We start from the raw sequence: 13,243 nt of genomic DNA on the forward strand, positions 1-13,243 counted from the left end.
AATGACCTCACGAAAGTCTTTGTCTTACAACCTCAAAAGCAAGCACACCTGCTGCAACAGATGCGTTAAGTGAATCAATATCCCCCTTCATTGGGATAGATGCGATCATGTCGCACTTTTCTTTTACAAGTCTTGATACTCCGCTGCCTTCATTGCCGATAACAAGTCCGATGGCACCCTTTAAATTGAGCTTATACATGGTGGTACCGTCCATGTCGGCACAGGCAAACCAAAGGCCGCGTTTCTTAAGGTCTTCGATGGTCTGAGCTATGTTGGTGACCTTAACAACGGGAGTGTAGTTTAATGCTCCCGCTGAAGCCTTGGCAACTGTAGCTGTAAGGCCTACTGCCCTGTTCTTGGGAATGATAACTCCGTGTGCACCGGAGAGATTGGCTGTTCTGATGATAGCCCCCAGATTGTGAGGATCCTCGATTCCATCCAGAACAAAAACAAATGGATCCTCGTTCCTTGCCTCTGCAAGCTCGAATATATCCTCCATCTCAGAGTACTTATAAGCTGCAGCTATAGCTATTACGCCCTGATGCTTGCCGGTTTCGGATATCTGGTCAAGCCTCTCCCTGCTGACAAACTTTATAAGTGAGCCCTGTTTCTTGGCTTCTCTTCTGATGGTGGATACCGGTCCATCCTGGCATCCGTCAAGAATATAGATCTTGTCTATGGTCTTTCCTGATCTATAGGCTTCTATTACGGCATTTCTGCCCTCGATTTTCTCCTCATTGGGAGTCAGTATTTCTTTTTCCATTTAAATTCCTCAAATATTGATCACAGCTCAAGACTATTGCGCTCAAGTCCGAGCTTTATAAGGTTTAAGGCTCTGTCCATGTCGCCCTTAAGATATAAGAATCCGACAACAGCCTCAAGTCCTGTAGCCTCAAGGTACTCTATTGTAGATGCGTTCTTGGCTTTTGTGTGGGGCTTGGAATTCCTGCCTCTTCTGTAGATGTCTTTTTCCTCATCGGTCAGATCATCCATAATGGAAGCCACAATCGCAGCCTGGGAGGGCGCTTTTACAATAGCGCTTGCTCTCTTATGGAGGTTGTTGACCGCAGTATTGCCCCTGTTTACAAGGACTGACCTTACCACCAGGTCATAGACTGCATCACCGATATACGCCAGAGTAAGGGGTGAGTATGTCCTTATGTCCTTGGAGGTGATATCGAATTTCTCGTTTATATAATCATTTAAACCAGCTGCCATTTAACTCCCTCACGGGTATCCTTGATCTCAACGCCTTTTTCCAAAAGCTCATTTCTTATGGCATCAGCAGTTGCAAAGTCCTTGGCCTTCTTGGCTTCTGCTCTCTTCTGAATCTGCTCATTGATATACTCAAGAAGCTCAGGATCTACATCCGGGCCGGCGTCCTCCAAAAGACTCTTTGCATGTCCGATAAGATCAAGAGAAAGAACCTTGTCAAAGCTCTCTACAAGAGCAAGCTTAGTAGCATCGTTTGTATCTGCTTTAAGAGCATCATAGAGGATTGTTATAGCCATTGAAGTATTCAGATCGTCTGAAATAGCCTCCCTGAACTTATCCTCAAACTCCTTCTTAACATTTTCATCAACAGCGCCGTCAGCCTTAAGCTCAGAAACTCTCTTAACAAGCTTATTGTAAGTTCCCACATTGCTGTCAAGAACATCAAATGAGAACTCAAGAGGCTTACGATAGTGAGACTGGAGGCAGAAGAATCTGTAAACCAATGGATCATAGCCTTTTTCCGCAAGGACTGAAACTGTAAGAACAGCTCCCTTGGACTTACTCATCTTGCCGGCTCTGTCATTTAAGTGATTGCTGTGGAACCAGTAGTTGCACCACTTGTGTCCCAAATAGCTCTCAGACTGGGCAATCTCATTGGTGTGGTGAGGGAACATGTTATCAACACCACCGCAGTGAATATCAAGTCTCTCACCCAGGTGCTTCATGGAAATGCATGAGCACTCGATGTGCCATCCGGGATATCCAACGCCCCATGGGCTCTCCCACTTAAGGGCCTGGTCTTCAAACTTGGACTTTGTAAACCACAGAACAAAGTCAGTCTTGTTCTTCTTGTTTGAATCCTCTTCAACGTCATCTCTTACACCGATCTGAAGCGCTTCCTTCTCGACGGCTGATGAGAAAACGTAGTAATCATCGAGCTTACTGGTATCGAAGTAGATATTTCCGCCTGCCTGATATGCATAACCCTTCTCAAGAAGAACTTCAACCATGTGAATAAACTCGGGAATGCAGTTTGTTGCAGGTTCAATAACATCCGGTTTCTTATTTCCAACCGCATCAAAATCCTTGAAGAATGCATCTGTATAGAACTTGGCAATCTCCATTACGCTCTTATGCTCTCTCTTGGCACCTGCGAGCATCTTGTCCTCACCGGTGTCTGCATCGGATGAAAGATGTCCTACATCAGTGATGTTCATGACACGCTTAACATCATATCCTGCATATTCCAGTGCCTTGACCAAAACATCCTGCATGATATAGGTTCTGATATTTCCGATATGTGCATAGTGGTAAACGGTAGGTCCACAGGTGTACATTGACACCTTTCCTTCTTCATTTGGAACGAACTCGTCCACTTTTCTTGTTAGTGAATTGTAAAATCTGAAATCGTTACTCATTGCTGTGCTCCTTGCAGGTATAAATTTTATTTGTTAAAAGACATATCGCCTGAGATGAAATTCCTTCTCCGGTTCCGGTAAAGCCGAGTCCCTCTTCAGTTGTCGCCTTAACGTTAACCTGTGACATTTCGATTCGAAGAGCATGTGCTATATTAATTCTCATCTCATCTATGTGAGGTCTCATCTTGGGTGCCTGAGCTATTATTGTGGCATCGATATTCTCCACAACATAGTCATTTTTATCAAGGAGCTTGTAAACCTCTTTTAGAAGGTCCAAAGAATCAGCTCCCTTGTATTTAGGATCCGTATCGGGGAAGTGTTTCCCGATATCTCCAAGAGCTGCTGCTCCAAGAAGTGCATCCATTATAGCATGAAGAAGAACATCTGCATCAGAGTGTCCAAGAAGCCCTTTTTCATAAGGAATCTTAACTCCGCCTATTATAAGGTCTCTTCCTTCTACAAGCTTATGAACATCGTATCCCATTCCAACGCGCATAGCAATATCCCTTTCATTATAAAAAATCAATTATCAGTGCAAAAAAAGCTCAACTATAAAGGCCGCTGCACAGGAAAAAGCCGCAACAGTAAGAAGGCTCTTTTTATTGAAAGCAAGAACCAGTGCCACAGCAAATCCGATAACAGATGAAAGAACATAATCTGTCGCGCTAAGAATTGCCGGGAATGTCATTGCTGCCAGTGTAGCATAGGGAACATAGTACAAAAACGACTTTATGAACCTGCTCTTTATCTCTTTTCTGATAAGGGTAAGAGGAAGCGCTCTTATCAGATAAGTAACCACAGCCATTAGTATGATGTAAAGATATACTCTGCTCATTCCTTGTCACCTCCGTTCTCATCCGAAACAGGTGCAAGAAATGCAGCAGCTGCAGCAGCAACAACTGTTATTATAATGATCCTGAAGCCTGATGAAATGGCCGTTCCAAGGATAGGCGCATAAGTAAATACCGTGCTGAGCGCCATTGCTGAAAGAACAACAGCCATAACAGCCTTGCTGGTTCTGGTATCAGGAATGATTATCGCAATAAACATACCGTAAATGGCAAGTCCGAGGCAGCTTATAAGCCTCTCCGGCATGATCTGTCCGGAAAAAGCACCGAGTGATGTTCCAAGAACCCAGCCAAATACTGATGTGACTATAAGTCCATAGGAATATGCCGGATAGAGTCGTCCCTTTCTAAGAACGCTCACACCAAAGATCTCATCGGTCACACCATAAGAGATTCCCATTCTGTGACCCGTTCCCAGCTCAGGATCGAGCTTCTGTGAAAGGGCACAGCTCATAAGCATATATCTGAGGTTGATGATAAACTGCAGAATTGCCAGCTCTATAAAGCTTCCGTTTCTGGCTATGATCTCCAGTGCGGAGAACTGACCGGCACTGGTCACATTAAGAAGTGACGTCATAGCGGCCTGAAATACACTCATTCCTATTTTTGAAGCTTCAATTCCGAAGGCAAAAGACACAGCCATATATCCGAGACAGATTGGCAAAGCATCTCTGCATCCTTCCTTGAAGTCCTTAAAAGTCCCAACTTTCATACTCATTCCCCTGATTCACCCTGACGAAAAGTCTTCAGAATGACTCACATTTTTTAATAACATCCGCTACATTTACAGGACCCATGCTGCCTTGCACCATGGCGCTGCTTCCGCCGCCCTTGGCACCGAACTCTTCTCTAAGCATGTTCTGAAGGGCTTTTAGATCCTTTCCTTCACCCTTTGTAGCGATTATGTATTTATAACCCGCATTATCATCTCCGGAGAATACTCCGCAATAACCGCTGCGAGTCTCGATCAGCGCATTGACAACCTTTCTCATAAGATTTCCGTCAAGCCCTGCCTCTTTCTTTAAAAAGACATTTTCTTTGTTTTTATCTATGCTGTCAAGTTCATACTCTATGAGCTTTTCTCTACAATCTGAGAGTTCGCCCTTCAAAGCGTAGTTTTCATCCGAAAGCTTTTTTACAGAAGACACAATACGATCATAACCGGTTGTCAAAAGACCTGTGAGCTGCCCTACAACCTGTAGCTGATCATTTATGTATTCAAGAGCTCTTTTACCGCATAAAATACTTACACGGACTCCGCCTTTGTAATTCTGACAGCTGACAACCTTTAAAAGTCCAATTTCTCCTGTTCTTGCAACGTGTGGTGCACAGCAGGCGCAGGTATCGTAGCCTGTCACAGTGACAATTCTCACATCGCCGGTAAGTTCCTTCTTACTTCTGTACTGAAGGCCATCCAGGATCTCTTTTGCCGGGAATTCGCACTTAACTTCAACGTTCTCCCAGATTGCCCGGTTCACCAAAGCTTCTATTTCATGAATATCGTCATCACTAAGGACTCCGTTGTAGTCCATGGTGACCTCTGAGTCACTGAGGTGAAAGCCGACGTTGTCATAGCCGAATTTTGAATTAACGATTCCGGAGAAGATGTGTTCTCCTGTGTGCTGCTGCATATTGCTGAATCTGTGGTCAAAGTCAATTATGCCCTTTACACACTCTCCTACAGGCAGCTCCCTGTCAGTTACATGAGTTATTATCCCGTCTGTAATACTGACGTGAGTAACTACTGCATCAGAAATAGACCCGATATCAGAACTCTGTCCTCCCTGTTCCGGGAAAAAAGCTGTTCTATCGAGCACCACTAAAAAGGAATCACCTTTTCCCTTTTCACAGGATAAGACCTTCCCTTCAAACTCCTTCAAATATGCATCCTGATAATAAAGTTCCTCTGTTTTAACCATAGAACACATTGTAACACATTTGCCCTGCCTTGCCCATAAACATGCAAAAAAAAAGAGACTGCATTATGCAGTCTCAAGTGGTAACTGTGAAAGCTCTTCAAAAACTCTTTTCTTTATGTCATCCTTCTCAACTTTAAGTGAGAACGCTAATTCCGTATACAAAAGTTTTTCAGCAATGTTTAAGTATCTCTCGTTAAGTGAAGCAAATTTCTTGCCTTCTGAAAGGCGAATGGCTTTGATCTTGTGAAGGGTCTTAACAAGACTCATCATCTCATCTACCATGTTGCGTTTAATAACTTCGGAAATAACCGGCTCAGCCTTTTTACCTTCAGGAAGCTCAATTTCAGGAGCATATTCAATCTCATCAATGAGCTCTTCTGCACCATCGGCGCTTATCACATCACGGATCTTGCTCTCAGCACCTTCGACAGGAACATACAGCACACTTCCCGCATCTACCGCTGAAACCATCTGGTAATACTCCTTCTCCTTCCCTCTCTCAAGGAAAGACGGAACAAGAATATCACGTACGCTGCATAAACCATGGCTGCCATAAATAACGCACTCTCCAATATTTAACATCGTGTTCCTCCTTGTTTTTTTCAGACCGCATACTGTAAGCGTTTTCACGCCGCCAGTACGTAAATTATAGCACAATATTACGTTTTTTGTAATATTTAAATTTGAATTAATTATGTTTTTTTTGTGACTTATAACCTGATTCCCAGCTATCCCTTGTCAGACAATTGATACACTCAACACGGGTCTCGCCAAGCATGATGACACGGGACTTTGCATTGGTATGGTGGTATATAAAACCGCATTTTTCCTGAACTCTTTTTGACCTGTTGTTGCCAAGAAAGTACCCTGCGTAGATCCTCTCAAGTCCAAGGTCTGCAAAGCCTCTTTTTATAAGTATTTCAGCAGCCTCAGGAGCTATTCCCATGCCCCAGAAGGGAACTCCGACCCAGTATCCAAGCTCAGCCGCCCCTTCCTCCAGGGGCCTTTCGGGACTTCCTTCTAAAGTCAGTCCAATACTGCCAATGGGTTCGTTGTTCCTCTCTTTAAGGCAGATGGCATAGGTCTCATCCCCTGAGAGAATGGTCCTGATCACAGCCCTTGAATAGGCCTCATCCTTATGGGGAAGCCAACCGGCAACAGGACCTACCCTGTCATCTTTTGCATAATTAAAGAGGCTGGGAGCATCTTCATCTCTCCAGCCTCTAAGTATCAAACGCTTCGTTTCCAGTATCATAACTATCCCTGTTACAGACTCATATAATTAAAGCCTGTCCTGTTTATAAACTGGTCGAGGTTTTTCTTAAAGAATATGAAGTACGCCTCTTCTTTGTGTTTTGCCTCAGGCTTAAGATAAAAGATAACCTGTCCGCTCTTAATGTCCCATTCGATATCATTGGTAGGATCAAGGGCGTCAATATCCTTGAAGGAAAGCCCAAATTTCTCCCTGCAGTATGCATCTCTGTTATCAAGATCCATAGACTCCTCGATTGCCTTACCCTTGGTCCTGATAAGGTCATCAAGCTGTTCAAGCATGATCTGATGGACAATGTTAAATGAATTCAGCTCATATCCGACCAGCTTCATATCCGATATGATCCTGTCAAAATCCACATAGCATTTGGCAAATGGGTCAACCTTGTTTTCACCGTAACAAAAAACTGCATCGTATAGGGCTTCGTTCATAGCCTGTCTCCTTTCTGTGCCTTCAGAAACTCAATGTACTCATTTTCGGGTAAAGGTCTCGAATAGTAGAATCCCTGTAAATATTCTACACCTTTTTCTATTAAAGTTTTAGCCTGTTCTATGGTTTCTACACCCTCGGCAAGAACGTGAAGTCCATAGTCCTTTAAGAAATTTATGGAGTATTCAAGCATCCTCATATTCTCAGGCTTATCAAGGTCCATACAATTCCAGATAAACTCTTTGTCCATCTTGACCATGACGTAATCCATTTTCAGGAGCTCCAAAAGATTGGAATAGCCTGAGCCAAAGTCATCCATGGAGAATGTACTTCCAAGTTCTTTAAGCTTTTGAACATTATGCTTGAATGCATCATCATTGTTGATATAGGCTGTTTCAGTGATCTCGAAGTTTATCATCTTGGCAGGTATATGGTATTTTTCCATCTTACCGATAAGCCTTGCATAGGTCTTTCTGTCAACCACTTCATTTCCGGAAAGATTAACCTCAACCTTCCTGATCCCGTAGCTGGATAGGTTTTCTCTTGCGATGAATGAACATACCTTCTCAAATACCAGATCATCAATTTCCTGTATAAGCCCGCATTTCTCGGCAATGGGAATGAAATCCTCGGGAGATATGTAGTTATCGCTGTCAGCTCTTTTAAGCCTTACCAGCGCCTCGGTTGAGATAAATTTGCCTTCCTTAACACTCAGGATTGGCTGATAGTATACTTCAAAGGCTTTATCCTTAACTGCTGCTCTGACAACATCTTCGATGGTATTCCTGTAAACCATCTTGTCGATGATCTTGTTATCAATGACCAGATTCGGTGAATAGTGAGTATATATGTATTCGCCTGATACGTAGCGCAGGATCTGTAGCGCTTCATCTGCCTTTTTAGTGTGTTTAGGGACTTCAAGCACCGCGTATGTCAGTTTGTAGCTGCCACTGTCATCTTTGTAGTTGTTTATCAGTGACATCAGCTTCTCTACGCTTTCCGGATTCTCAATAATGTAAGAGAGAGTATTCCAGCTTGATAAGTACGAGCTCTCTTTTGTAGCTTCCTCAGCCATCTTGGCTATTTCTCCCTGAAGAGAGTAGAGTTTCTTTCTGTCTTCTCCATTAAGGATCATAGTCTTTCCTGTAAATATGACCGATACTATAAAAAAGCTCTTGCTAAGTCCAAATCTCTCTGTAATGACCAGATCAAAAGCATCTTCATTCTTTACACCGGGAATATCCTTTTCATAGTACTCTCTCGGGTTTTCGCTTGATAGAAACAGTATCAGAGCCATCAGCATTATAGCTATGGATGATACCTGATATCCATGGAACTTGAACTGGAAGAATGCAAGAATCGCCCATGCCAAAAGGCCTGCGGTAATAGCCAATGCATCGTCTTTTCTGAGCCTGTCCCTGAATGTGATCGACAGGAGCATGGTTCCGAATATATAAAGAAATCCTATGAAATAACAAAGGAGTACAACAAATCCAACGTTGTAATATTGCCCGGATTCGGTGACGGTATAATTAACTCTGCCAAATAAAAGCGAAATAAGTCCTAAGACTCCCGGAGCTGCGATCAGTCCGATAATGATGGGAGATGCCTTTTTACCGTGCAATATTTTGGCGTAGACATAAAGTGCCATGACAAAAGCGCATATTATAAGGGTCCCAACATAGATAATCTGAGAAATGCCTCTCAGCGAAGAAAAGGTGTTATCAAGATAATCAAAGACAGCGCTCTGAATGATATCTCCGAGAACATTTATGTACGCCACCACCAGAAAGATGAAAAAAACGCGCGTAGAAAATACCCGAGGCATGTTCCGCCTCAGGTATACAATGATCAATATGGATAATACCAATATTGCAACAATAGGTGTACGTATTTCCATAAACTGATTATAATACAGTTCCGTTTGCAAGTGCAAGTTGCACGTAATAGCTTGTTATCGGCAAAAAGCTCTGAGCAAAATTCTTGGTTGGTCCGCTTCCGACAATGACCGCATCCTCTACAATCTTCTTGCCTCCGACCGAGGCAGGCGAAACATCTATGGCCCTTTCAAAGGTTTTTTTACCGTAATCAAGATATCTCTTATCCTGCGTAAGTTCATACCCTATGGCCATAGCCTCCAAAAGGAGTGTGTTTGTGCCGTTTCGTGAAAGGCTTGGCAGCTCCTTGTAGTAGAACAGCCCCTGGGGCGTCATAAAGTTTTCCGTCAGGTCATCTATGGCATCAAGCATCATCTTCTTTAATTCTTCAGAAGGGAACACTCTGTAATAACGCATAAGAGATCCAAGGGCAACGGATATCATAAATCCAACTCTTATTGTGGTGTTGTCCATATAGGGTGAGAGCCACTTGCCATACCTGTCATTCCAGGCAGCGAACTGTGATACTATCCACTCGCATTTATCTACCCATTTCCTATCACCCGTTTCGATGAAAAGAGCTGTCAGCGTCCTAAGGGCCCATCCGGTCTCTCTGGCGCTTGCTTCACCCGGAACCTGATACATAGGCGTATCAAGGAGTCTTAATACATTCTCGCCAATGCCAAGAGCAGTGCTTAGCGCCCTTTCATCGCCGGTAAAGTGATAGAAATCAAGAAGACCCTCTACCCACTCATGACTGCAGACCATCTCTCCCTTGCAGCCCCTTCCTTCTTCGGAGCCTCCGGTGTGCTTTCTTGTGTGTTCCCACTGTCCGCCCATTCTAAGAGGATCAGTGCTGTAATGGCAGACATCAACATCCATCCAGTGAGACGCTGCCACATTTGCGTAATCAAGGAACCTTCGAATGCCTGTCCTTGCATACATCATGTACATCGCATGGGGATAGTCATACTCATTATTGGTCCAAACAAGATTTCCGCCACCTCTTCCCTGAGCTGTATATCCGGGATCCGGCGCATCGCCGAAATTAAGCATTCCGTAGCACCTTGCATGGGAATCTGCCTTCTCAATAAGGGCTATCTCAACATCATCGTTTTGTTTATCCCTTGGTAAAAAGACCTTAGGAAATACCTTTGCTTTCTCAAACTCATCAGGTGCAATATAAGGTCTGTCGGGCATTTGGTAAATAAGGCTCCTGTTATCAAGCTCATATATTGGCTCCTTAGCATCATGGAAGTGTAAAAGAAATCTCGTCTCCCTTGCCATTCCTGAAGTAAATACTACAGGTTCTGCCTTGGAAACTTTGCTGTTTTCGTTCTGATCAGGAATGATATATACCACAACACCGTTTTTATCGGCCTTTACAGCCTTGGGGAAATTCTGGAACGCCTGAAAAACTGTAGCACAGACTCCTACGTCCTTTGACTTGTCGGTATAATCAGCAAAAAACGTTCCGTAGAGTACTTCTGCGAAGTGCTCATTAGCCTCTTTTTCAAGCATTTCGGCAATAATGGTATTCTCCACCTGTGATGCGGAGAAAGAAATCTTAAACTCAGTTCTGTAATTGGACTTTCCTGTAATTGTTCTTACAGCTTCTGTCGCTGCAGAACCTTCTGTTCCAAAGTCATATTTGGGAAGTTCCTTAATTCCTGTGGTTGTGACAATATCACCTGATACAGAAGTTTTCTTTGTATCACCACATCCTGTTGAATCAACTATCATATTGCCTATGGCAGGGCTTGAAAGATCAATATCCGCTCCTGCGGATGACTTTATTGCAAATACAATATCATCCGGTTTTATATTTCCATCGGTGCAGTTTATGAACCTGAAGTCCGTGTCAATCCAGGGTTTTCCGGCGGTTATAGACAGCCTCATTTCGAAATGTATTCCCTCACCGGAAAAGGTCTTTTCATCAGTCGGAAGACATCTTCCACTGCCTTCTATGACTGAGAAGAGCTTGCCTTTCTTGGCAACTGTCCATTTATCAAATACGGTTTTCAGCCTTTGACCTGATACTGTTACGAAAGGTCCGATGAACTGCTCTTTGTCAAAAGACCTATCGGAGTATTCAAATTCTTCGAAAAGTTTTTCGGAATTATTTCTGACACAGAGTTTTATTACTCCGTTTGAAACGCTTATATCTTCAGGATTTTCAATAATATCAACCGTTTCCGAATACTCGGGCCTTAAATCAGAGTCTGTTACCAGTTCAAATTCTTTTTTATCATTCCCCGGAAGATCAGCGAGAAAATAAAGATATGCAAAACGAACAGACCCATCATCCCATTTCGAGGTCACTTCGACCTGAACAGGAAGGGGTCTGTCTCCATCTAAGATAGTAAGCGCATCTGCAGAAGACGCTTTTAATAAGCCTTTTTCAAAAGGCACACAAAGACCGCATAGTTCCTTTTTTCTGTCATCCTTGTAAAGCTTGTCAAAATATATTTTCATTATTTCATCCCCGTAGTTTTATTGTTGTTTGCTATAGGAATATTGTACAATAATGCGCTTTTTTGAAACTATGGATTCATATCATGTGTAAACTGTAAATTATGATTTCATGTTAAATTTGAAGGAGGTATGAAGTACATCCGGGGATTTCAAGTCCTCCTCCAAAGTCAATCATTTCTCCGGTTATAAGGTCTGTTGCTCTTCCGGCTCTGGCGTCAAAATGAGCAACGAAAGGCTGATCGTCGGCATTAATGGCAACAATGACTCTGTCATCTTCAGCTTCTCTTTCAAATACGCACTGTCTGTTTGTGAGGACCAGTGACTTAAAGCCGCCGTAGTTAAGGGCTTTTGACCCTTTCTGTCCCTTGCAGAGTGCTGCTATGTGATCTGTAAGCTCTGTCCACTGCGGACTTTCAAAGCAAGGGCGAAGTGCCGGATCACCCTGAGACTTATCTGCCTTCTCTCCCCACTCACTGCCGTAGTAGATGGTTGGGATTCCGGGCATTCCAAACATAAGGGTATAGATGAGCTTTAGGTGCGCAGGATTGTTTAAAGTGCTTGCAATCCTTGATACATCGTGATTATCAACGAATGATAACATGTGCTTTCCTTTGTATAGAGTCCAGTTCTCCGGGCCAAACTGACGGAGCAGCGAATGGATTATCTCAAACATGTTCATACTGTTAAAGGATGAGAACATGCCTTTGTAGCATTCATAGTTTGTGGCACTGTGGCACAGATCATCACCCATGATGCGATTGTAATCTCCGCCTATCATCTCTCCCATCAGGAAGAAATCCTCTTTCCAGTTGCCGGTCTCATATCGAAGGCGCCTTAAAAAGTCGCTCTCAACGCAGTAAGCCACGTCCAGTCTTAGGCCGTCTATGTCGAACTCATCTATCCAATATTTTACGCTCTCCAATAAATAGTCTGTGACCGCCGGATTACGCAGGTTGAGCTTTACAAGATCAAAGTTGCCTTCCCAGCCTTCGTACCAAAGCCCGTCATTGTAGCCGTTATTACCGTCAAAGCTGATATGGAACCAGTCCTTGTAGGGTGAGTCCCATCTCTTTTCCAAAACATCCTGAAAGCCAAAGAAGCCACGTCCTGCATGGTTAAATACACCATCGAGCACAATCTTTATGCCCTTTTTGTGAAGTGCCTCGCAGACCTTCTTGAAATCCTCATTTGTTCCGAGCCTTGTGTCAATCTTCCGATAATCCCTTGTGTTGTATCCGTGGGTGTCGGATTCAAAGACAGGGTTAAAAAGAACTGCACCCACTCCGAGCTTTTCAAGATGAGGTATCCAGTCAAGGACCTTTAGTATCCTGTGCTCTAATTTCCCGTCATTCTCAAAAGGTGCTCCGCAAAATCCTAAAGTGTAGATCTGGTAAAAGCTGGTCTCATAAGCCCACATATCTTTTTCTCCTTATCATTATCAAAACTGCGAAGCCCTAGGCTCCGCAGCTGCTTGATCATATATATAATTATATCAGAATTATTGAACTTAACTAAAAAAAGTTTAATTATTAATGTTGACAACTCCCCCACTTAAGAGGTATATTATTCTAGTCGCTTGTGATTGACGAGCGAGCATATGGCGAGGTAGCTCAGCTGGCTAGAGCACGCGGTTCATACCCGCGGTGTCGAGGGTTCAAGTCCCCCTCTCGCTACTAAAAAGGAAGCGTTTATCGCTTCCTTTTTTTGTGTCTTCTGGCGTTGCTAATTTGCATCGCAGCTTGCTCGTCACCCCTGCAATCTCTTCCGCCGGCGTCACTTGGAAATATTC

At 43.4% G+C, this 13,243-nt stretch carries 13 protein-coding genes and 1 tRNA gene; 1 reads left to right on the plus strand and 13 read right to left on the minus strand.

The window, feature by feature from the left end; translation table 11 throughout:
• Positions 1-7: 7 nt before the first annotated feature.
• The 13 genes from rlmB to G589_RS0102320 all read right to left on the minus strand — a co-directional run bounded on the left by rlmB (position 8) and on the right by G589_RS0102320 (position 12,871).
• Entirely contained in the window at positions 8-763 is a 756-nt protein-coding gene (gene rlmB, locus G589_RS0102260; RefSeq protein WP_022767391.1) for a 23S rRNA (guanosine(2251)-2'-O)-methyltransferase RlmB, read from the minus strand.
• A 20-nt stretch (positions 764-783) separates the two neighbouring features.
• Complete coding sequence (locus G589_RS0102265) at positions 784-1,218, minus strand: Mini-ribonuclease 3 (protein ID WP_026520942.1); 435 nt, start codon at positions 1,216-1,218, stop codon at positions 784-786.
• Complete coding sequence (gene cysS, locus G589_RS0102270; RefSeq protein ID WP_026520943.1) at positions 1,203-2,633, minus strand: cysteine--tRNA ligase; 1,431 nt, start codon at positions 2,631-2,633, stop codon at positions 1,203-1,205. The genes G589_RS0102265 and cysS overlap by 16 nt, the downstream gene beginning before the upstream one ends.
• Entirely contained in the window at positions 2,626-3,129 is a 504-nt protein-coding gene (gene ispF / locus G589_RS18585) for a 2-C-methyl-D-erythritol 2,4-cyclodiphosphate synthase (RefSeq protein WP_022767394.1), read from the minus strand. The genes cysS and ispF overlap by 8 nt, the downstream gene beginning before the upstream one ends.
• 33 nt (positions 3,130-3,162) lie before the next feature.
• Positions 3,163-3,468: an AzlD domain-containing protein gene (locus tag G589_RS0102280; protein WP_026520944.1), complete on the minus strand. Its 306-nt coding sequence runs from the start codon at positions 3,466-3,468 to the stop codon at positions 3,163-3,165.
• Positions 3,465-4,193 (minus strand): AzlC family ABC transporter permease, encoded by a 729-nt coding sequence (locus G589_RS0102285; protein ID WP_026520945.1) that lies wholly within the window; start codon positions 4,191-4,193, stop codon positions 3,465-3,467. The genes G589_RS0102280 and G589_RS0102285 overlap by 4 nt, the downstream gene beginning before the upstream one ends.
• A gap of 34 nt (positions 4,194-4,227) precedes the next feature.
• Positions 4,228-5,409: an alanyl-tRNA editing protein gene (locus G589_RS0102290; protein ID WP_026520946.1), complete on the minus strand. Its 1,182-nt coding sequence runs from the start codon at positions 5,407-5,409 to the stop codon at positions 4,228-4,230.
• A gap of 54 nt (positions 5,410-5,463) precedes the next feature.
• The gene (locus G589_RS0102295; protein WP_026520947.1) at positions 5,464-5,982 is read right to left on the minus strand and encodes a CarD family transcriptional regulator; all 519 of its coding nucleotides are present in this window, start codon (positions 5,980-5,982) and stop codon (positions 5,464-5,466) included.
• Positions 5,983-6,088: 106 nt separating this feature from the next.
• Positions 6,089-6,655 (minus strand): GNAT family N-acetyltransferase, encoded by a 567-nt coding sequence (locus G589_RS0102300; protein ID WP_026520948.1) that lies wholly within the window; start codon positions 6,653-6,655, stop codon positions 6,089-6,091.
• 11 nt (positions 6,656-6,666) lie between these two features.
• Complete coding sequence (locus G589_RS0102305) at positions 6,667-7,104, minus strand: hypothetical protein (RefSeq protein ID WP_026520949.1); 438 nt, start codon at positions 7,102-7,104, stop codon at positions 6,667-6,669.
• A complete protein-coding gene (locus G589_RS0102310) occupies positions 7,101-8,930 on the minus strand; it encodes an EAL domain-containing protein (RefSeq protein WP_026520950.1) in 1,830 nt (609 codons plus the stop codon). The genes G589_RS0102305 and G589_RS0102310 overlap by 4 nt, the downstream gene beginning before the upstream one ends.
• A gap of 79 nt (positions 8,931-9,009) precedes the next feature.
• Positions 9,010-11,454 carry a hypothetical protein gene (locus tag G589_RS0102315; protein WP_026520951.1) on the minus strand — a complete coding sequence of 815 codons (2,445 nt, stop codon included), beginning with the start codon at positions 11,452-11,454 and terminating at the stop codon, positions 9,010-9,012.
• 112 nt (positions 11,455-11,566) lie between these two features.
• Positions 11,567-12,871, minus strand: a complete 1,305-nt coding sequence (locus G589_RS0102320; RefSeq protein ID WP_026520952.1) for an alpha-amylase family glycosyl hydrolase — start codon at positions 12,869-12,871, stop codon at positions 11,567-11,569.
• Positions 12,872-13,053: 182 nt separating this feature from the next.
• On the opposite strand from G589_RS0102320, the gene G589_RS0102325 reads away from it, so the two are divergent.
• Positions 13,054-13,127: transfer RNA gene (locus G589_RS0102325), tRNA-Met, on the plus strand.
• Positions 13,128-13,243 lie beyond the last annotated feature (116 nt).

The sequence above is a fragment of the Butyrivibrio sp. VCB2001 genome (assembly GCF_000423965.1).
GTDB lineage: Bacteria > Bacillota > Clostridia > Lachnospirales > Lachnospiraceae > Butyrivibrio.

Excerpts from the sequence above, each read along its gene's own strand:
- rlmB (WP_022767391.1), bottom strand. The coding sequence starts at position 763 with ATGGAAAAAGAAATACTGACTCCCAATGAGGAGAAAATCGAGGGCAGA.
- G589_RS0102265 (WP_026520942.1), bottom strand. The coding sequence starts at position 1,218 with ATGGCAGCTGGTTTAAATGATTATATAAACGAGAAATTCGATATCACC.
- cysS (WP_026520943.1), bottom strand. The coding sequence starts at position 2,633 with ATGAGTAACGATTTCAGATTTTACAATTCACTAACAAGAAAAGTGGAC.
- ispF (WP_022767394.1), bottom strand. The coding sequence starts at position 3,129 with ATGCGCGTTGGAATGGGATACGATGTTCATAAGCTTGTAGAAGGAAGA.
- G589_RS0102280 (WP_026520944.1), bottom strand. The coding sequence starts at position 3,468 with ATGAGCAGAGTATATCTTTACATCATACTAATGGCTGTGGTTACTTAT.
- G589_RS0102285 (WP_026520945.1), bottom strand. The coding sequence starts at position 4,193 with ATGAAAGTTGGGACTTTTAAGGACTTCAAGGAAGGATGCAGAGATGCT.
- G589_RS0102290 (WP_026520946.1), bottom strand. The coding sequence starts at position 5,409 with ATGTGTTCTATGGTTAAAACAGAGGAACTTTATTATCAGGATGCATAT.
- G589_RS0102295 (WP_026520947.1), bottom strand. The coding sequence starts at position 5,982 with ATGTTAAATATTGGAGAGTGCGTTATTTATGGCAGCCATGGTTTATGC.
- G589_RS0102300 (WP_026520948.1), bottom strand. The coding sequence starts at position 6,655 with ATGATACTGGAAACGAAGCGTTTGATACTTAGAGGCTGGAGAGATGAA.
- G589_RS0102305 (WP_026520949.1), bottom strand. The coding sequence starts at position 7,104 with ATGAACGAAGCCCTATACGATGCAGTTTTTTGTTACGGTGAAAACAAG.
- G589_RS0102310 (WP_026520950.1), bottom strand. The coding sequence starts at position 8,930 with ATGCCTCGGGTATTTTCTACGCGCGTTTTTTTCATCTTTCTGGTGGTG.
- G589_RS0102315 (WP_026520951.1), bottom strand. The coding sequence starts at position 11,454 with ATGAAAATATATTTTGACAAGCTTTACAAGGATGACAGAAAAAAGGAA.
- G589_RS0102320 (WP_026520952.1), bottom strand. The coding sequence starts at position 12,871 with ATGTGGGCTTATGAGACCAGCTTTTACCAGATCTACACTTTAGGATTT.